Origin of the sequence: Roseovarius sp. Pro17, assembly GCF_035599575.1 — a bacterium.
GTDB lineage: Bacteria > Pseudomonadota > Alphaproteobacteria > Rhodobacterales > Rhodobacteraceae > Roseovarius.
Window position 1 is genome coordinate 1,584,128 of record NZ_CP141179.1, and the last position, 19,990, is coordinate 1,604,117.

Below are 19,990 nucleotides of genomic sequence, written 5' to 3' on the forward strand. Positions count from 1 at the left end.
GCCGCAGGCGGCAATGTGAACGGGGAGAATAAGATGGCAAAGCTGGCATTCTTGGGTTTGGGGGTCATGGGCTATCCGATGGCGGGGCATCTGGCCAAGGCCGGGCATGACGTTTGCGTCTATAACCGGACCGGCGCCAAGGCCAAAGCGTGGGCGTCCGAGCATGGTGGCAGGTCCGCGCCCACTCCGCGCGAAGCTGCGAGCGGCGTGGATTTCGTCATGGCTTGCGTTGGCAACGACGACGATTTGCGCAGCGTTTGCCTAGGCGATGACGGGGCGTTTGCCGGGATGAGCAAGGGCGCGACATTTGTCGATCACACTACGGTGTCGGCTGCCGTGACGGCGGAGCTGTATGAGGCTGCCAAAGCCTTGGGTCTGAATTTCGTCGATGCGCCGATTTCAGGCGGGCAGGCGGGGGCCGAAAACGGACAGCTGTCGATCATGTGCGGTGGTGATCAGAGCGCCTATGCCGCCGCCGAACCGGTGATGCAGGTCTATGCCAAGCTGTGTCGCCGCATAGGCGAGAGCGGCGCAGGGCAGATGACCAAGATGTGTAACCAGATCGCTATTGCCGGACTGGTGCAGGGCCTGAGTGAGGCGCTGCATTTTGCAGATAAAGCGGGCCTTGATGGCCGTGCGGTGGTCGAAGTGATATCCCAAGGGGCGGCAGGCAGTTGGCAGATGGCCAATCGCTATGAGACGATGCTGGACGATCATTTCGAACACGGCTTTGCCGTTGATTGGATGCGCAAGGATCTGGGAATCTGCCTGCAAACGGCGAACGAGAATGGTGCGTCCTTACCAGTAACCGCGCTGGTCGATCAGTTTTACAAAGACGTCCAGAACATGGGCGGCGGGCGCTGGGATACGTCGAGCCTGTTCAAGAGGTTGCAGAACATCGGCTGACGCGCCGCGCGCGGTGGGCGCTGCGCCGTGAGTATTTTTGGAACAATGAAAGACGTGGGCGCGCGGCGATATGCAGCGCGCCCTTTTTCGTTGTGCTTATTCGGTCAGGTAGGGGACCGGATCAAGGCTGTCAAAGCCATTGCGCACCTCGAAATGCACTGCTGCGGCGCCGCTGGACGGGATCTTGGCCAATGTTTGTCCGCGGCTGACCTTGTCGCCGGTCTTGACCGCGACGTTGTCGACGTTCGAATAGACCGTCAGCAGGTTATTGGCGTGTTTGATCACGATAATCGGCGTACCTTTGGTATCCTTGGTAATGGCGGCCACGGTGCCACTGTCGGCGGCTTTGACGGTGGTGCCCGCGCTGGCCGCGATGTCGATACCGTCGTTCTTGCCCTTGGAGAAGGCGCGCACAATGTCGCCGCGCACCGGGTAGCTCATCCGTGCCTTGGGGGCTGAGGCAGTGGTCTGCTGCTTACCCAGATCGGGGGCCTCGGTGGGTTTCTCCTTGGCCTTGGCGGCAGTCACGGTATCCTCGGGCGGTAGCGGCTTGGCCGCGCTTGGCGGCTCGGGGGTGGGGGATCCGGCACCGGGGGGCTGGGTCGCAGGGATGTCAGAGGCGTCGAAGGTGGCCGATTTTTGACCCGGCAGGGCGACGGGGATGATCAGGTACTGCCCTTCGCGAACCGCGAAATCCGCGCCGAGGCCGTTCCACTCCGCAAGGCTGCGGATTGACACGTTGTAGAGCCGCGCGATGGTATAGGCCGTCTCACCGCGGGCGACCTGGTGGCGCACAGGCTCGGCCCCCGCCTGAGCGCTGCCCGTGGCGGGCGACAGGGTGCTGGTCTCGATCTGGCTGGTCGAGGCACTGTCGATGGCTGCGCCCGCGATCTGGGTGATGTCGGATCCACCGGGGCGGATCGGGCCGCCTGTAGGCTCGGCTACGCGACTGGGCAGGGCGATGACCTCGCCCGCGCGCAGCGGGTCCGAGGTCTGAATGCCGTTATAGCGCGCCAGCGCGTTTGCATCGGCGCCGATGCGCGTGGCAAGCGAGGCCAGCGTATCACCGCGTTGCGCCACTGCGACCTGATAGCCGGGATAAGAGAGAATGCCCCGCGAATCCGGTCTGGGCCGGTCGGCGGTCGCTGTGCGCGCCGCGCCTGCCGTGTCCAGCCCGCCAATCGGGCCGCGCATGTCCAAATCCATGGTGTCGCCGCAAGCCGATAGGGCCAGCGCGCAAGTTCCGGCCAGCATTACGGTGAGACGGGGACGCCTTTGGGGGTTGAATGGGCTGCTCATGTCGATCTCGTCCTCATGTTCCGCCCCATATGCATCGAGGCTTGTCTGAAATTTCGCGGCGTTCAGGCGGTGTCACGCCCCAACCCCTCGATCAGCGGGACGAACCGCACAGGGCGTAATTCGTCATAGTCAAAGCCGCCCTCGTGTCGCGTCACGCGGATCAGCCGCTGCACCGTATCGGACTGCCCGACCGGAACAACCATGATACCGCCGATTTTAAGCTGGGCCAAGAGCGGTCCGGGCGGGTCCTCGGCGGCGGCGGTCACGAGGATGCGGTCGAACGGCGCCTGATCGGGCAAACCAAAGCTGCCATCGGCGGTCAGCGCCGTGATATTGGTCAGGTCCAGCGTGCGAAAAATCTCGCTCGCTTCTTGCACGAGGCGGCGGTGGCGGTCGATTGTATAGACTCGCCGCGCCAGCAGGCTGAGGATCGCGGCCTGATAGCCCGACCCGGTGCCGATCTCCAGCACCTTGTCGCGCGCGCTAAGCTTCAGCGCCTGCGTCATCAGTCCGACAATCGACGGCTGGCTGATCGTCTGTCCGCAGGCGATGGGCAGCGGCATATCCTCATACGCGCGGTCGGCGAAATAGCCCCGGATGAACGGGCCACGGTCAATCTTTTCCATGGCCGAAAGAACGCGGTTATCCGTGACACCCTTTGAGCGGAGGGCGTAGAGGAACTGCATCTTGCGTTCGGCGGTATCGGGATCTTCGTCGCTCATTCGATGGCTTTCAGCGGCTCCAGCATGTCGTGCGCGGTCAGATCGGCGCGCATCGGCGTGACCGAGATGTACCCTTCGAGGTTCACGGCAGCGTCCGAGCCGGGGCTGGTCGGCTGCTGCTGCGATGCGCCGGTAACCCAGAGAAACCGCCTACCCGAGGGCGAAACATGCGGTTCGACCCCGAAACCCATGTCGCGCCGGAAGCCCTGGCGCGCGGCGCGCACGCCCTTGACTTCCCCGGCTGCGACCGGCGGAAAATTGACATTGTAGAAGATGCCGTAATCGTCGCGGGTCCACACGCCCTTGTCCAGCAGACGCTGAACGGTATCCAGCCCGTGAGCGCGCGAGGCGTCGAACGTGTCGGCGAGGTCGCGATTGGCAGGCCCGTAGAACTGACTGAGCGCTATAGCGGGGATGCCTTGCAATGCCGCCTCCATCGCCGCGCCCAGTGTTCCGGAATAGACGGCGTTCTCGGCGGCGTTGTTACCGCGATTGACACCCGACAGCACCAGATCAGGCGGATTGCCCTTCATGATGTCGTAAAGCCCGGCCAGCACGCAATCGGCAGGGCTGCCCTGCACGGCAAATATGCGCGGTGTCAGTTCACTGACCATCATCGGCTGAGTGTAGGAAATGGCATGACCTACACCTGATTGCTCAAACGCGGGCGCGACGCACCACACCTCACCGCCATCTGCGGTCAATGCCTCGGCGATCTCGGACAGGACCTTGAGGCCCGGCGCGTTGATGCCGTCGTCATTGGTGATCAATATGCGCAAGATTCCGCCTCCGGCCATTGTGCACCTTCTTTATCGGGCGCGGCGCGGACGGGCAAGCATGTCGCGGGTCTATCCCAGCAGGGCCAGCAGGCGGCGCGCCTCGCTCTGCGGATTGGCCAGCTCCTCGCGGTCTTCGCCGGGATAAAAACGCGCGCGCGTCGCCGTCGCCATGGGGCCGGGGCTGACGATATGGACCTTGGGGCCGTGCTTGGCGCTTTCGGCTTGCCACGAGCGGGCGAGAGCGATCTGCGCAGCCTTGGTCGCGCCATAGGCACCGGCGAATTTTTCGCCCGCCTTGAAATCCTCAAAGAACATCGCCTGACCTGCCTCACCAAGAAGCGGCGCGATGAAGGGGATCAGATGCCCGGTTGCGGTGACGTTGGTCGCCACGGATTTATCCCAGTCACGCACGTCCAGATGCATCGCAGGGCTGAGCGGTGCGGCATGCACGGCGGTATGGGCCCAGATGTCGACATGGCCCCAGCGGTCATGGATGCTGCGGCATAGCTGGCGCATGGCGTCGGGATTGGTGATGTCCATCGGCGCCAGCGTGGCGTTATGCCCGGCGGCTTGAATCCGGTCGTCCAGTTCCTCCAGCGCGCCGGTGGTGCGGGCGACGGCGACGACATGATATGACGCCGCCAATTCGAGTGCGAGGGCCGCGCCAAGGCCGCGTGAGGCGCCGGTGATAAGGGCTACTTGTGTCATATCAGCGGTTTGAACTCCATCGGCAGCGCCGTCAAGAGCCGCTGTTTCTGTCCGCGTTACCGCGCTTTTCCATCGCGTCCGCCATGCGGCGCGGTTTCGGATCCTTGCCGGTCGTTGGCCATCCCTCGCGCTGCTGTGCGCGCACACCATCCGTTTCCTCGGTCTGGTCGTGCCACAGATGCACGTGGGTCGGATAGGGCATGTCGATACCGGCTGTATCAAGCGCCTTGTAAACGGCCTGAAGCACGGCGCCTTGGGTGTGGATTACCGTGGCGCGGTCCGATGCTGTCCACCAACGCAGGCGCACGATGTTGGCGAAGTCGCCCAGTTCTACCGGGATGGTTTCGGGCGCGGGATCGCTGAGCACGCCGCTTACATTGGCGCAGGCCTCGGCCATGATGCGGCGGGCCTCGTCCCAGTCGTCATTGCAGCCGATGCCGACGTCGTATTGCGAACGGCGATGCTCGAACGCGGTGTTGACGACGACGCTGTCGGTGTAAATGTCGGCGTTCGGGATGACAACGCGACGGCCGTCGTAGGTCTTGATGATCGTCGCGCGTGTCTCGATCCGCTCGACGGTGCCTTCGTGGCCAGAGGACGACACAATCTGATCGCCGACCTCAAAGGGCTGGCGCAGAAGGATCAGAATACCCGCCAACATATTTTGCAGGATATCTTTGAAGGCAAAGCCAATCGCCACCGAACTGACGCCGAGGCCTGCGATCAGATCGCCGGGCGTCAGGCTGGGCGCGACGATGGTGACGGCCAGCATCACGCCTAGAATGATGAACGTCCAACGCACCAGGCTACTGCCCACGTCGCCCAAACTGGGGCGATCCCGCCTGTGGGCGGTGGCGCGGACCAGTTTACCGACACCCTTGCCGATCAGCCAAAAGACCACGAACACTACAATGGCTACGCCTATATTCGGGAGCAGCTTAAATAGTCCGTCCAGCCATGTGTCTAGTTTATCGAAAATCAGTCCGGGATTGGCTTCGACATTCTCCACCTATGCGTATCCTTTCGCGCGTTAGCGAAGGTAACTCGCGGCTGGACGGGGTGGTTCCCTGTCAACTGCCGGGATGTCCACAAACAGCGTCTGTCTGCTCTGGGGGTTGCTACGCTAGGGTCAGCCTTCTTGACGATACTGCGCGGGATCGCCATCGACGCAAAGGCCCGTACCAATAATACAAGCAATCGCTATGCTTCGACGCGACGCCGCAGCAGACGGCGCTTGGCAACTTGATACCTTTTGGGCCGCGCAGGATTAACCTCGCATTTCTGCCAGTGCCGCGCGCACCTTTGCCGGTTTAAACGGAACTGACCGTAGCTTAATACCCGCCGCATCAAACACCGCGTTCGAGATTGCGGCAGAGACCACCACCGCTGTCGGTTCGCCTACGCCCCACGGTGCATCGTCCGGACGCTCAATCAGGTCTATATGCACCTCGGGCACGTCCTTGAACCGCATGATGGGATAGCTGGCCCAATCAAGGCTGGTGACCATTTTGCGATCAAAGGTCAGATCTTCCATCAGCGTTCTGCTGGTGGTCTGAATCACGCACCCCTCGATCTGCGCACGCACGCCTGCCGGGTTGATGATCTGGCCGCAATCGTGCGCCACAAAGAAGCGGTCCACCCGGATACCCCCCGAGTTGGCGTCGACGGTCACTTCTGCGACCACACCGACATAGGTGCGTCTCAGCTCGTATTTCACATACGCCATACCACGCCCGGTCAGCGACGTTTCACCCTGCTGGGAACGGGGCGACGGGCGCTCTTCCCATTTTGAGAATTCCTTGAGCCTGTCCAGCACGTCCAGACCGCGGCTGTCCGACTGATCAATCAGACTGCGCCGATACGCCAGCGGATCGACGCCAAGTTCGGCGGCGATTTCATCAAGGAAAGATTCGTTGGCAAAGGTGTTCTGCATACGCCCCGGCGCGCGGATCCACGAGGGGCGCAACGGCGTCGTCTCAAGCCGGTGACAGGTCGTGCGAACATTGGCAAAGCCATAAGGGATGGCTGAATCATTGGTGATACCACCGGGATTCAAGTCGTGTGACGTCGGTAACTCTGCAAGGTTCGCGCCCAAAAGCGCCACGCGTCCGCCGGCACCTTGCGGGATGAAAAACTCGCCCTTCCAGGCCGAAACCTCGCCCGCGTCGTCGATGCGGGCGCTGAGATCGATGAGCGTCGGGGGGCCGTGCGGCGCCCAGCCATGTTCGTCATGGCGCATCCATTGCACGCGCACAGGGCGTCCGATCTCGCGCGACAAGAGCGCGGCGTCGGCTGCCGCGTCTTCGTGCCCGTTGCGACCATAGCAACCGGCACCCTCAATGTAGATACAGCGGATATCCTCTTCCGATATCGAGAACATGTCCGATAACTGCCGACGCAGCCGGTGTGTTGCCTGAGACGAGGACCAGCTGACAAGTTTACCGTCGCTGAAATCCGCGACCGAACAGGACGGCCCTATGGATCCGTGCGTGTGCAGTGCGAAATCATAGGTCGCCGATATCTGTCGCTCGCCCTTTGCGGTGTCGATATCGCCAATGTCACTGGTCACGTCATCCTCGACGATGGGTGTTTGGCGCACGTGGTCCCAGATTTCGGCCTGATCCGGCAGGCTTTCCACGGTCGTCCAGTTCGCGGTCAATTCACGAGCTGCGCGCACGGCAGTCCATTCGGTTTCTGCGACCACCGCCAGGAAATTACCCTTACGCACAATCTGCACATCCGGCAGATGCGCAATGGAGCTTTCGTCAACATTATCAAGCGTCGCTTCCATGGCTGGCGGGCGAACAACGCGCGCGTGGGCCATGCCATCAATCTTGAAATCCTGCATATAGTGGAACGCGCCGGTGATCTTGCCCGGCAGGCCATCGCGGATGATAGGCTGACCGACGATGGTGAAGGTTTTCGGATCCTTCAGCTTTACGTTCTCATCCACATCGAGAGAGAAATGTTTGCCGTTCAACAATTCGCTGTAGGATATCTCGTCACTGCCGCCGCCAATTACGCCATCAGTGATGCCCAGCGTGTCCTTTTCAACGCCGAACCGTTCAGCCGCCACGCCCAGCATCGCCTCGCGCGCGGTCGCCGCAGCCTCGCGAATTGCCTTGCCGCCGACTTCGATTGAAAGGCTGCCATAGGTCGGGCCTTGATCCGGCGTCAACGCAGTGTCGCCCTCGATCACGCTCACCCGGTCCAGAGGCACCGAAAGCTCTTCGGCGACCATCTGGGCAAAGCCGGTGCGCACACCGGTGCCATAGTCGATCTTGCCGCTATAGACAGTGACGAGGCCGTCCGCGTCGATCGACAGGTACGAATCGACGACACCCTCTGCGACGGATTTCAGGGTGCCGGTTGCCTGCGCAGCGGCCGGTCCAAAACCGCGGCTCACAGAAAAGGCAACGACAAGTCCGCCTGCGCCCTTGAGCAGGGACCGGCGCGTGAGGTTCTGAACGATTGACGTCATGGCAGCTGTCTCCTCTTACGTTCGGGCGGCGCGTTTGACGGCGCGAATGATGGCGGCATGGGTTCCGCAACGGCACAGATTGGTCTGCATACCGGTGAGAATTTCGTCGTCACTCGGATCGGCATTACGCTCCAGCAGATGCTGCGCGCGCATGACCATGCCCGAAATGCAGTAGCCGCATTGTGCTGCTTGCTCGTCGATGAAGGCCTGATGCAATTTGCCGGGCTTGCCGTCCTCCAGCAGTCCCTCGGTCGTGGTGACAGCGCGTCCCGCCAGCGCCGAGATCGGCATAAGGCAGGAATAGACCGCCCGCCCGTCAACGATGACAGTGCAAGCACCGCATTGGCCCAAACCGCAGCCAAACTTGGCTCCGCGCAGGCCGATCTGGTCGCGCAGCGCATAGAGCAGCGGCATCGACGGATCGCCATCGATGTCGTGCTTTGTTCCGTTCACTTCGATGCTGACGCTCATTGCCCGTCTCCTTCGCTTTGTTCTCCGAGTGCGTCTTGCACCGTGTCGCCCACATCCTCCCACGCCGCGCCATCCGAAAAGCGTGCGCGCACGTAGCGTGTCAGGTCCGCGATCTGATCCGTCGTCAGGCTATCCTCAAAACCGGGCATGTAGGGTCCGCCCATGTCGCGATAATTGTCGATGCCATCAACAATCGTGCGCACCACGTTGAGAGGTTTCCGGCTGTGCGCCGCGTAGCCCGTCGATAGAGCGACGCCATAGGATGGGTTTGTTCCGCCCAACTCAGTCGCCATTGAGGGTTCGTGGCAACTGGCGCAGGCACCGATCCACAGATCATGCGCTGCGGCGAGGTCATCCGGCACATCGTTATCCACAACGGATATCGCGGGGGCATCGTCGTCGGTCAGGCTGGAAACATAGGTGGCGATGGCGGATATGTCAGCGGGCGCGACCTTGGCCAGATTGGCCACTGTTTCGCCCATCGGACCAGCGGCAGCGCCGTGAGCGCGGCTAAAGCCAGTGGACAGATACGTCTCTAATTGAGGCTTGGTCCAACCGCGCGCGCCTTCGCCCCCCAGCGGAGGGGCATACCAGCCGTTGATCTCGGCGCCCGCCAGCGCGGCCGAGGATTTCTCGGCCCCAACCAGGTTGCGCGGCGTATGGCACGCGCCACAATGAGTGACGCCGTCGACCAGATAGCGGCCTTGGTTCCATTCCTCGCTCTGCCCATCGATCGGCTCAAGCGCGCCATCGTTCAGAAACAGCAGGTTCCAGCCCGCCATCAGCGCCCGGATGTTGAACGGGAAAGGCAGGTTGTTGTCGCGCGCCTCATTGGGCACCGCCGGAACCGAGCGTAGGTAGGCATAAACCGCGGCAATATCGGTGTCGTTCATTTTGGTGAAGTGGGTATATGGAAACGCGGGGTAGAGATGCGCGCCTTCTCGGTCGACGCCCTTGCGCATGGCACGGCTGAACGCCTCCTGGCTCCAAGTGCCGATCCCCGTCTCGCGATCGGGGGTTATGTTCACAGTGTAAATAGTGCCGAACGGCGTCGCCAAGGCACGGCCACCTGCATAGGCCTCGCCGTTTTCAGCCGTGTGACAACTTTGACAGTTGCCCAGTTGAGCCAGATCATATCCACGCGAAATCTGTGACTGATCTGCGGCCTCTGCGTCGCGTTCGGCGATCTCGGCCAATTCTGGCTGCCAAACGACGGCAAAGACAATTACCGCCACGACTGCCAGCACTCCGACAATGGCAAACATCAGGCGTTTACTGGTCATGGTGATTCCTTCAACGTCTAGCTTCCACAAGGTTTGCTAGGAAGTTCTTTGATCTGCAGCGCCGACTAATGCATGTTAGCCGACGTGGTTCCAAACAAGCTGCATCTCACAGCCCGACGTTAGCGACCATCGCACATGGGCGAGGATAGTCAATCGCGCTCGTCCGGTGATTGTGTTGGATCGCATATGACGGTTCTCCGGATATACTCCAAACCTGCGCTCCCCATTTCCAATTTTCATTTGTAGCGCGCCGAACAGACATTGGTGCGGGTCGCGCGAATCCGCGTCAGATGATGGCAGATTTGCAGGACATGCCGAGTTTGGCGGGCGGCACCTAGGGTTACGCCCACTATTCGCCTTGACCGGGAAGTCCGCGAACTACGTCGCTAGATTCGCCAGTATTTCTTGGGTAAGAGCCTCAACTTCAACCGCCGCCGGCCCCTTTGGCGCTGCATCCTGCACACCCTGACCACGGCCCAGTGTCTCTGCATAGAGCATTCTGTTCGCCAAGGTCGTGTTCGCCAATCCTGCGTCGATTTTTGCCGCCTCTTCCGCTATTTCAACGCCCAGTCTGGTCCCGACCCGGGTCCGGTTCAATACGAGCATCGCAGGGGTGCTGGCCCGCCGCGCGAGGTCAAGCACACTCTCTGTCGCCCATAAGTCCACATGACTTGTTGCAACAGGAACCAGCACCAGTGCGGCCTTGCGCAACGCTGGTCGTAAATCGCTGTCTGCTTTGGGTGGCGTGTCCACCAGAACAAAGTCATAGGCGTCCGCCAGTTTGCCGGCCTCATAGTCAACACCCCATGCCGAGGAGGTTGAGAATTCCATGCCGGGGTCAGACATCAGGTCCCGGCGGGCCATGAACCATCGCCCCAGACTGCCCTGAGGATCGGTATCGATGAGGGCAACCTTGTGTCCTAGCGCCGCAAGACTAACGGCTAGGTTCACAGTCAAGGTGGTTTTGCCGCTGCCACCCTTTTGCTGGGCAACTGTAATTACTGTGCCGGTCATGCCGATCTCCGTTATGCAGTGCTGCAACGCAGCATTACACAACCAACAGCAGAAAGCACTAGCCTAATTGGCGTCCGGCTCGCGCGCTTATTCCGCTGCCTTCAACTCGAACCCCTGGTCGATCTGATCGGTCGGCTTCACCGGGTATTCCCCCGAGAAACATGCGTCGCAATATTGCGGGCTGTCGGCGTCGCGCCCTGATGACTCGCCGACGGCGCGGTAAAGTCCGTTCAGCGAGATGAACTTGAGGCTGTCTACTGCCAGATGCTCACGCATTTCCTCTTCGGACATTGTCGCGGCCAACAGCTTGTCGCGCTGGGGGGTGTCCACGCCGTAAAAGCAGGGCCAGGCAGTGGGGGGCGACGCGATGCGGAAATGCACCTCGGCAGCGCCGGCGTCCAAGATCATTTCGCGGATCTTGCGACTGGTGGTGCCGCGCACGACGCTGTCGTCGACGAGGATCACGCGCTTGCCCTTGATGAGGGCGCGGTTGACGTTCAGTTTCAGGCGCACACCCATGTTGCGGATCTGGTCCGTCGGCTCAATAAACGTGCGGCCGACATATTGATTGCGGATGATGCCCATAGCGTAGGGGATGCCCGATTCCTGGCTGTATCCGATGGCAGCAGGCACACCCGAATCCGGCACAGGGCAGACCAGATCGGCGTCGACCGGGCTTTCCTTGGCCAATTCCACCCCGATCTGACGGCGCGTCTCATAGACACTACGGCTACCGATTATGCTGTCGGGGCGGCTGAAATAGACGTGCTCAAAAATGCAGAAGCGCGGCTTTTGCCTGCGGAAGGGGAAGTGGCTCTCGACACCGCCCTTGGCGGTGATGACGACCATTTCGCCTGGCGCGATCTCGCGTTCGTATTTGGCACCGATAATGTCCAGCGCGCAGGTTTCAGAGCTAAGAACCCAGCCATCACCGAGGCTTCCCAGAACCAGTGGGCGCACACCCAGCGGGTCGCGCACGCCGATCAGCTTGGTGCGGGTCATGGCGACAATAGAAAACGCGCCCTCGACGCGGCGCAGCGCGTCTTCCATCCGCCCGACAATGTTGCGTTGCAGTGAGCGGGCCATCAGGTGAATAATACATTCAGTGTCGGAATTGGACTGAAAGATACTGCCGCGTTCGATCAGTTCCTTGCGCAGGGCGACGGCATTGGTGATGTTGCCGTTGTGCGCGATCGCCGCGCCGCCCATGGCAAATTCGCCAAAGAAAGGCTGCACGTCGCGCAGCACCGGCATCTTGCCGCCCGAGGTGGAATAGCGCACATGCCCGATGGACAATTCGCCCGGCAGCGTTTCCATCAGGCTTTGCTTGGTAAAGTTGTCACGCACATAGCCGAAACGGCGCTGACTGTTGAACCCCACGCTGGGGTCGTAGCTGACGATTCCGCCGGCCTCCTGACCCCTATGTTGCAACGCGTGCAGGCCGAGGGCGCAGAAATTGGCTGCTTCGGGAACGCCGATGACGCCGTAAACGCCGCACTCCTCCCGCAGCTTGTCGCCGTCTGCGTCATCGCGCAGATACGAGGTGTCGAAAGGGTGGGCGGGCGGCATGATTTTGGTCAAAGGGGCGCTCCGAATCCGGTTTTCACAGATGTGCCACACATAAGGACTACGAGGCCAAGTGTCACTGCATGATCTCGTAATTGTGTGCGCTACCAGCGCGACAGGATCACGCCGCCGGCCACCAGTGCGGCGGAGGCAAGACGCATCGGATTGATGCTTTGCTGTGTAATACCGAACGCGCCATAGTGATCCAGCAGCAGTGCAGCGCCCATCTGGCCAAAAATCATCAGCGAGGTCGTCGTTACGACCCCGAGGATCGGCACGCTCCAGAGCGCGGCAAAGACATAGACGGCCCCCAGTGCGCCGCCGATCAACAACCACAGCGGAACTTGGCCGACTCGCAATAGGCTGGCGCCGTCGCCGATGACGACGCTGGCCACCAGCAACACGACAAACCCAACGCCAAACGACACCGTAGCCGCGCCCATAGGGCTGCCGATGCCGCGACCGAGGGCGGCATTGATCGGCGCCTGCGAGGCGACCATGCCGCCCGCGACAGCCATCAGGACAGTGGCGATGATGATCTGGTTGGTCATCAATTACTCAGTGGCGGCGGGCGTGATCGCATCCATTGCCGGTGCGACGACAGAGCCGTCGCATTTCCCGATAAGCGATTCGTACTGCGCCGTAATCCAGCCAAGTGCCTGTTCGGGATTGCCGTCCTCGATACTGCCGGTCATCTGGCCAAACACACGCGCCGAGCGGCTGTCGTCGATCATCTGGATGTTCTGCGAGGAGATAACCGTGTCATAGACGAAATAGGCGATTGCAACCAAAAGGATGCCGCGTGCCACGCCAAAGACAAAGCCTAGGCCCTGATCCAGCCCCCCCAGCGCCGAGCGTTTCACCAGCGACGAGAACAGCGGCGTAATCAGCGACGCGATGATCAGCGCGATTGCGAACACGATGGCAAAGGCGCCGATCATGCTCAGCTCGCAATTATCGGCGACAAAATCTCCGATGAACGGGATTTCCTTGACCAGCGGTTCGACCTGTGGGGCGAACATGAAGGCGACGATGCCTGCCACGATCCAGCCGGCGATCGCCAGTGCCTCGCGCACGAAACCGCGCGAATAGGCCAAGAGCGCCGAGAGTACGATAACCAGCGCCACAACGCCGTCGATGATAGTAAAGCCGTCCATGTCGCCAATATCCTTATGCGCTAACCTGCGCCAAATGTGTCGCCCACAAAGCCAATCAGATCCGCCGCACGTGTCAGACTCAGACCACTTTTTCCGCCAGGCTTGCCGCCCTCGGGAATGATTGCCGCCGTGAAACCAAGTTTTTCCGCTTCTTTCAACCTGTTTTCGGTCTGACTAACGGGGCGCAGGGCGCCAGACAGGCTGATTTCGCCGAAAACGACAGTATCTGCAGGCAGGGCGGCGTCTTCCCGCGCAGACATAAGTGCGGCGGCGACGGCCAGATCGGCGGCAGGTTCGGTGATTTTCATGCCACCGGCGACGTTCAGATAGACGTCAAGCCCGGCAAACGGGATGCCGACGCGCGATTCGAGGACCGCGAGAATCATGGCAAGGCGCGCGCCATCCCAGCCGACAACCGCACGACGGGGCTGGCTGTGGGGCGAGGGCGCGACGAGGGCCTGCAATTCACACAGAACGGGCCGCGTGCCTTCGATACCGGCGAAAACGACCGACCCGGGGGAGGGTTTTCCACGCTCGGACAGGAATAGCGCCGAAGGGTTCGTGACCTGCGCCAGCCCGGCGCCCGTCATTTCGAACACGCCGATCTCGTCGGCGGGGCCAAAGCGGTTCTTGACCGCGCGCAGGATGCGGAATTGATGCCCGCGCTCGCCCTCGAAATAAAGCACGGTATCGACCATATGCTCGACCACGCGCGGTCCGGCGATCTGGCCGTCCTTGGTGACATGACCCACCAGCACGACGCTGACGCCCTTGCGCTTGGCAAAGCTGGTCAACTCATGCGCTGCGGCGCGGACCTGACTGACGCTGCCCGGCGCGCTGCCGATGGTGTCCAGCCACATCGTCTGGATTGAATCGATGATGACAAGCTGCGGTTTTTCCGACTCGATGGTCGTGAGGATGTCACGCAGGTTCGTCTCGGCGGCCAGTTGGATGTTGGCGCCCGATAGACCCAGGCGATCAGCGCGCATGCGCACCTGAGCGGGGGCCTCTTCGCCCGAGACATAGATGGTTTTCAGCCCGGATTTGGCAAAGCTGGCAGCGGCTTGCAACAACAGGGTCGATTTGCCGATGCCCGGATCACCACCGACGAGGATCGCGGAGGCGGGCACCAATCCGCCGCCCAGCACGCGGTCCAACTCGTCCATGCCGGATTTGGTGCGCGGCGGAGGTGTCTCCTTGGCCGACAGATCGCTCAGCTTCATGCCGGTGCCGCGCTTGGCGCCCAGCGAATTTGTGGCCGGACCGGCGCTGAGGCCGGTATCCTCCTGAATGGTGTTCCACGCGCCGCACGCTTCGCAGCGCCCGGACCATTTGTTATGGACCGCGCCGCAGGCCGTGCAGGTGAATGTCTGTTGATTTTTCGCCATGGAATGCGTCTTGCCCCAAGCGGGCGGGGGCGTCAACGGCAGGTGGGGGTTCAGCGCACGGCCTCGATCGGACCCTCAGCGCGGCCATGGATAAATTGATCGAGATAAGGATCGCCCGATGCGTCCATATCGCCAACCGGCCCGGTCCACTGGATCACGCCGTCATGCAGCATGGCGACCTCATCGGCGATGGCGCGTACAGAGGTCATGTCATGCGTAATGGTCATCGCGGTCACGCCCATTTCGACGACGATCTCGCGGATCAGATCGTTGATAACGCCCGACATTATAGGGTCGAGGCCTGTGGTCGGTTCGTCAAAGAAGATGATCTCGGGCTCTGCCGCAATTGCGCGGGCGAGGCCGACGCGCTTTTGCATACCGCCCGACAGTTCGGCCGGGAATTTGTCGGCGGCATCGGGGGTCAGCCCGACACGGCGAAGCTTCTCGATGGCGATCTCGCGGGCCTCAGGGGCCGGTTTTTTACCCGCGCCGCGTTGCAGGCGAAAGGCGACGTTCTGCCAGACGGGCAGCGAGTCGAACAGCGCGCCGCCCTGGAAAAGCATCCCGAACCGAGCAAGAAACGCATCGCGGTCGCCGCGCGTCACATCCTTGCCATCCAGCGTGATCGTGCCGCTATCGGGTGCAACAAGGCCCAGAATGGACTTTAGCAGGATCGACTTGCCGGTGCCGGACCCGCCGATGATCACCATCGAACTGCCGCTCTTCAGTGTCAGGTCCACCCCACGCAAAACATGGTTGTCGCCAAAGGACTTGTGGACGTCAGACAACGTAATCATGCCGAGAAAAACACCTCTGTCAGCACATAGTTCGACGCGAGGATCAGCACCGACGCGGTGACGACTGCCGCCTTGGTCGCGCGGCCCACACCCTGCGCGCCGCGGCCCGAATTCATGCCGTAATAGCAGCCCATCAGCGCCACGATAAAGCCAAAGACCGCGCCCTTGATCATCCCGCTCAGCACGTCCCAGCCTTCGAGGAAATCCAGCGTGTTGTGCATATAGGTCGCGGCGTTAAAGTCGAGCCTTGCGACACCCACCAGAAATCCGCCCATAATACCGATCGCATCACCCACCCCCACCAACAGCGGCACGGCCAGCGTCGCGGCCAGAACGCGGGGCAGGGTGAGGTACTTCATCGGGTTGGTTGATAGCGTTGTCAGCGCGTCGATCTGCTCGGTCACCTTCATCGTGCCGATCTCGGCGGCGATGGAGGATGCCACGCGCGCCGCCACCATGAGGCCGCCCAAGACGGGGCCCAACTCGCGCGTGAGGCCAATGGCAACAATGGACGGCACGACCGTTTCGGCGTTAAATCGCGCGCCGCCCGCGTAGATTTGCAGCGCCAGCGCGCCGCCAGTGAACAGCGCGGTGAGGCCCACGACCGGCAGTGACAGCCAGCCGATCTGCACCAGCGCTTGCGCGAACTCGCGCCCATAAAAGGGCGGGCGCAGCAGGTGCGACACGGTATTCCCGGCAAAAAGAGCGACGCGGCCAACCCCGGCCAGCGCGGCAAAGACATGCCGCCCGAGGAACGCTAGAAAGCTGAGGAACATGGTCATCCGCCCAAGTAACGCCGCGCATAACGCGCCCCCAGCGCGGTCAGTATCTCGTAGCTGATCGTGCCTGCGCACTCCGCCAGCGCATCAACACCCTGATGGCGACCCAACAGCGAGACTGTCTTGGGATCGCCCGGCGCGTCGGTCACGTCGATGCCAATCATGTCCATCGACACGCGCCCCGCAAAGGGACAGCGCACATCCTCGGCCCAGACTGCCGTTTGCTGACCGCCGAGTGCGCGAAACAGGCCATCGGCATAGCCTGCGCCAATTGTGGCGATGCGGCTGGGGCGCTCTGCCGTCCATGCCCCACCATAGCCGACAACCTCACCGGCCGCGACGTCACGGCACTGAATGACGGGAATGTCGAGTGACACGACCGGCTGCGCGTCCTCGAACGGTAGCCCGCCATATAGGCCAATCCCCGGTCGGGTCACGTCGAAATGAAAGGCCCGATCCAACACGATACCGCCCGTATTGGCCAGACTCAGCGGACAATCTAACCCTGCCGTCATCTCGCGGAAACGCGCGAGTTGCTGGCGATTCATGTCCGAGTCGCGCACGTCCGCAGAGGCGAGATGGCTGATAATCAGCCGGGGGTTCTGTGCCAGCGCGATGTCGCGCACGGCAGCCCATTCGGTGGGCTCCATCCCCAGACGGTTCATGCCGGTATCGAGCTGCAAGCCGAATTCATGGCCCGGCAGAGCCTCGATGTGGCGGATCATCTGTTCGAGCGAATTTAGGATCGGTGTGAGCCCCATGTCACCCAGCATGTCCGCATCTCCGGCCATATGGCCCGACATGACGTAGATCACCGGACCGGGTCCCAGCGATTCACGCAAAGTCGCACCTTCCTCGGCGACGGCGACGAAGAAGGTGCGCGCGCCTGCCTTGGCCAGCGCACGACTGACGCGCGCGGCACCAAGGCCGTAGGCGTCGGCCTTGACCACGGCGCCAGCTTCGGCCCGACCCATGGACGACAGGGCCGACCAATTGGCGGTGATTGCGTTCAGATCGATGGTAAGTGTCGCAGTGCTCATGGCTGGCCTTGTGACATGGGCGCGCGCCACGTCAACCCCAAAGAGGCACGTAAGTCGTCAAAGAAAATTCGCCGAATTTTCCGGCGCGCAGGGCTGGCGGCGCGCAATGCAGCGGGCATCAGAATTCCTGCTCGTTGCCGCCGCCGTTTTGCCATGGCTGGACCAGATTGCCAAAGCGGGTAAAGCGGCCCTCGAAGCTAAGTTCGATCGTGCCGATGGGACCGTGGCGCTGCTTGCCGATGATGACCTCAGCCTTGCCGTGCAGGCGTTCCATCCGTTCCTGCCAAGCGGCCATTTCATCCAGCTTTTCGTCCGACGGCTTTTCGCGCTCGGCATAATACTCCTCGCGGAAAACGAACATCACCACGTCGGCGTCCTGCTCGATCGAGCCTGATTCGCGCAGATCCGACAGTTGCGGACGTTTGTCCTCGCGGTTTTCAACCTGCCGCGACAGCTGCGATAGGGCGATCACGGGGATGTCCAGTTCCTTGGCAATCGCCTTGAGCCCCATGGTGATCTCGGAAATCTCGTTCACGCGGTTCTCGCTACGCCCGGTGCCGCGCACCAGTTGAAGATAGTCGACGATCAGCACGTCCAGACCATGCGTCCGCTTAAGCCGACGCGCGCGTGCTGCCAGTTGGCTGATCGGCAGGGCGGGCGTGTCGTCGATGAAAAGAGGGCAGGATTCCAGCTGTTTAGCAGCATCGACAAAGCGGCGAAATTCGCCCTCGGTCAAATCACCACGCCTGATCTGATCAGACGGCACTTCGGAGGCCTCAGAGAGCACGCGCGCCGCCAACTGTTCGGCGCTCATTTCCAGCGAGTAGAAGCCGACGACGCCGCCTTCTACCGATCCTTCGGTGCCATCGGGCAGTGTGCCGCGCCGATAGGCCTTGGCGATGTTGAATGCGAGGTTGGTTGCCAGCGACGTTTTGCCCATCGACGGACGACCGGCGAGGATCAGAAGGTCAGATTTGTGCAGGCCGCCTAGCTTCTTGTCCATATCGACGAGGCCGGTGGAAACGCCTGCCAAACCGCCCTCACGCTGATAGGCGGCGTTGGCGACATTAACAGCGTCTGATACTGCCTTGAGAAAGCTTTGAAATCCGCTGTCCGTCTGGCCCTGCTCGCTCAGTTTGTAGAGCATCTGCTCGGCCTCGACGATCTGATCCTTTGGCTCGCTGTCCACTTCCATGCGCGCAGCCTTGCCGGCGATGTCGTGGCCAAGGGTTATCAGTTCGCGGCGAATCGCCAGATCATAGATCATCTGGGCATAGTCGCGCACCGCATAGGTGCTGATGGCCGCGCCCGCGAGGTTGACCAGATAGGCCGGTCCGCCCAGCTCCTTGAGGCCTTCGTCCTCTTCCATAAACGCCTTTATGGTAACGGGAGAGGCAAGGTTGTTCTTGGCGATGCGCGCCGCTGCTGTCTCATAGATGCGCGAGTGGACCGGGTCGTAGAAATGCTGGGGACCGATGATGGACGCGATGCGGTCAAACACATCGTTATTGGTCAAAATCGCGCCCAGCAATTGCTGCTCGGCCTCGATGGAGTGGGGCATCGTGTCGGGGCTTTGAACCTCAGCTCCGGCGGCGCTGCCCGTGGCGTTGAATTTGATGATCTCGTTCATGTCGCTCTCCGGCTGCCTCGCGGTGCCGTCATAGACGGATGCCACGTGCGGGTGCAAATTGTATAAACCTGTGGGTGGATTTCACGGCGCCCCGCCTGCACGTTATCTTGCGTTTTCTAGGATGGTTTCGTCAACATCTGGTGTTTGCGCGCGCGGATTGCTGCGCGCGCGATGTAGCCAGCCTGCAAAAGAATTGTGCCTGTTGCCGGTAAGCGACAGTCCGGCTAGTAGCCGATTTGACGTGAGAGAGGTGCTGCCTAGGCGCGCGCGTCCTGCCATGCGCGGGGTGCCTTAAGAAACGCCTCGACCTCGCGCAGGGTCTCGTCGTCGAACGTGCCTTGCGCGCGGGCCTCGGCCAGCACGTCCCACCATGTGCATAGGTGGTGCAGCGCGACGCCATGATCGGCAAGGGTCTGAACCGTATCGGGAAAAATGCCGTAGTAAAAGATGACGGCGGTGTGTGCGCAGGTCGCGCCAGTTTCGCGGATCGCATCGACAAAACCGATTTTTGAGCCGCCATCAGTGGTCAGATCCTCGACCAGCAGCACGCGCTGGCCCTCGATCATTGTGCCCTCGATGCGTGCGCCGCGTCCGTGGCCCTTGGGCTTTTTGCGCACGTAGGTCATCGGCAGGGCCATGCGTTCGGCCATCAGCGCGGCAAAGGGAATGCCCGCCGTTTCGCCACCTGCGATGTTGTCGAACGCCTCAAACCCCGCGTTGCGCATGACCGTCACCGCCAAAAAATCCATCAGCGTGCTGCGGATACGCGGGTACGAGATCAGCTTGCGGCAGTCGATATAGGTCGGGCCGGGCAGGCCGGATGAATAGATGTAGGGCGTCGTAGCATTAAAATGCACGGCGCCGATTTCCAGCAACATCCGCGCTGTCAGGCGGGCGATTTCATCGGCGGGCGGATAGGAGGAGGGGATCATGCTTGCGGTCCTTGTGGCGCGGGGCGGGTAAAGAGATT

General features: G+C 61.6%; 19 protein-coding genes. 1 reads left to right on the forward strand and 18 read right to left on the reverse strand.

Going from position 1 to position 19,990, the window contains the following annotated elements; all coding sequences use genetic code 11:
- Positions 1–33: 33 nt before the first annotated feature.
- Positions 34–906 (forward strand): NAD(P)-dependent oxidoreductase, encoded by an 873-nt coding sequence (locus tag U3654_RS07695; RefSeq protein WP_324754751.1) that lies wholly within the window; start codon positions 34–36, stop codon positions 904–906.
- A gap of 96 nt (positions 907–1,002) precedes the next feature.
- Here the strand turns inward: U3654_RS07695 and U3654_RS07700 are convergent, their stop codons facing one another.
- From U3654_RS07700 to U3654_RS07785, 18 genes are all read right to left on the reverse strand, one after another.
- Positions 1,003–2,205: a peptidoglycan DD-metalloendopeptidase family protein gene (locus U3654_RS07700; RefSeq protein ID WP_324754752.1), complete on the reverse strand. Its 1,203-nt coding sequence runs from the start codon at positions 2,203–2,205 to the stop codon at positions 1,003–1,005.
- A 62-nt stretch (positions 2,206–2,267) separates the two neighbouring features.
- A complete protein-coding gene (locus U3654_RS07705; protein ID WP_324754753.1) occupies positions 2,268–2,927 on the reverse strand; it encodes a protein-L-isoaspartate(D-aspartate) O-methyltransferase in 660 nt (219 codons plus the stop codon).
- Positions 2,924–3,706: a 5'/3'-nucleotidase SurE gene (gene surE, locus U3654_RS07710; RefSeq protein ID WP_324755249.1), complete on the reverse strand. Its 783-nt coding sequence runs from the start codon at positions 3,704–3,706 to the stop codon at positions 2,924–2,926. Before surE ends, U3654_RS07705 begins: the two co-directional genes overlap by 4 nt.
- Before the next feature lie 69 nt (positions 3,707–3,775).
- A complete protein-coding gene (locus U3654_RS07715; protein WP_324754754.1) occupies positions 3,776–4,414 on the reverse strand; it encodes an SDR family NAD(P)-dependent oxidoreductase in 639 nt (212 codons plus the stop codon).
- Between the two features lie 31 nt (positions 4,415–4,445).
- Positions 4,446–5,423: a mechanosensitive ion channel family protein gene (locus U3654_RS07720; RefSeq protein ID WP_324754755.1), complete on the reverse strand. Its 978-nt coding sequence runs from the start codon at positions 5,421–5,423 to the stop codon at positions 4,446–4,448.
- A gap of 258 nt (positions 5,424–5,681) precedes the next feature.
- Positions 5,682–7,895 (reverse strand): xanthine dehydrogenase family protein molybdopterin-binding subunit, encoded by a 2,214-nt coding sequence (locus U3654_RS07725; protein ID WP_324754756.1) that lies wholly within the window; start codon positions 7,893–7,895, stop codon positions 5,682–5,684.
- A gap of 15 nt (positions 7,896–7,910) precedes the next feature.
- Entirely contained in the window at positions 7,911–8,366 is a 456-nt protein-coding gene (locus U3654_RS07730) for a (2Fe-2S)-binding protein (protein WP_324754757.1), read from the reverse strand.
- Positions 8,363–9,649 (reverse strand): cytochrome c, encoded by a 1,287-nt coding sequence (locus tag U3654_RS07735; protein ID WP_324754758.1) that lies wholly within the window; start codon positions 9,647–9,649, stop codon positions 8,363–8,365. The genes U3654_RS07730 and U3654_RS07735 overlap by 4 nt, the downstream gene beginning before the upstream one ends.
- A gap of 378 nt (positions 9,650–10,027) precedes the next feature.
- Complete coding sequence (gene parA / locus U3654_RS07740; protein ID WP_324754759.1) at positions 10,028–10,663, reverse strand: ParA family partition ATPase; 636 nt, start codon at positions 10,661–10,663, stop codon at positions 10,028–10,030.
- A gap of 87 nt (positions 10,664–10,750) precedes the next feature.
- On the reverse strand, positions 10,751–12,232 hold the full coding sequence (gene purF, locus U3654_RS07745; RefSeq protein ID WP_324755250.1) for an amidophosphoribosyltransferase: 1,482 nt from the start codon (positions 12,230–12,232) through the stop codon (positions 10,751–10,753).
- 101 nt (positions 12,233–12,333) lie between these two features.
- Positions 12,334–12,780: a DMT family transporter gene (locus U3654_RS07750; RefSeq protein ID WP_324754760.1), complete on the reverse strand. Its 447-nt coding sequence runs from the start codon at positions 12,778–12,780 to the stop codon at positions 12,334–12,336.
- A 3-nt stretch (positions 12,781–12,783) separates the two neighbouring features.
- On the reverse strand, positions 12,784–13,386 hold the full coding sequence (locus U3654_RS07755) for a CvpA family protein (protein WP_324754761.1): 603 nt from the start codon (positions 13,384–13,386) through the stop codon (positions 12,784–12,786).
- Between the two features lie 20 nt (positions 13,387–13,406).
- A complete protein-coding gene (gene radA / locus U3654_RS07760; RefSeq protein WP_324754762.1) occupies positions 13,407–14,774 on the reverse strand; it encodes a DNA repair protein RadA in 1,368 nt (455 codons plus the stop codon).
- Positions 14,775–14,824: 50 nt separating this feature from the next.
- Positions 14,825–15,571 carry an ABC transporter ATP-binding protein gene (locus U3654_RS07765; protein WP_324754763.1) on the reverse strand — a complete coding sequence of 249 codons (747 nt, stop codon included), beginning with the start codon at positions 15,569–15,571 and terminating at the stop codon, positions 14,825–14,827.
- Positions 15,568–16,353 carry an ABC transporter permease gene (locus U3654_RS07770; RefSeq protein WP_324754764.1) on the reverse strand — a complete coding sequence of 262 codons (786 nt, stop codon included), beginning with the start codon at positions 16,351–16,353 and terminating at the stop codon, positions 15,568–15,570. The genes U3654_RS07765 and U3654_RS07770 overlap by 4 nt, the downstream gene beginning before the upstream one ends.
- Positions 16,350–17,390, reverse strand: a complete 1,041-nt coding sequence (alr, locus tag U3654_RS07775) for an alanine racemase (RefSeq protein ID WP_324754765.1) — start codon at positions 17,388–17,390, stop codon at positions 16,350–16,352. The genes U3654_RS07770 and alr overlap by 4 nt, the downstream gene beginning before the upstream one ends.
- Before the next feature lie 118 nt (positions 17,391–17,508).
- A complete protein-coding gene (locus U3654_RS07780) occupies positions 17,509–19,020 on the reverse strand; it encodes a replicative DNA helicase (protein WP_324754766.1) in 1,512 nt (503 codons plus the stop codon).
- A gap of 257 nt (positions 19,021–19,277) precedes the next feature.
- The gene (locus tag U3654_RS07785; RefSeq protein WP_324754767.1) at positions 19,278–19,952 is read right to left on the reverse strand and encodes an orotate phosphoribosyltransferase; all 675 of its coding nucleotides are present in this window, start codon (positions 19,950–19,952) and stop codon (positions 19,278–19,280) included.
- Between the last annotated feature and the right edge of the window lie 38 nt (positions 19,953–19,990).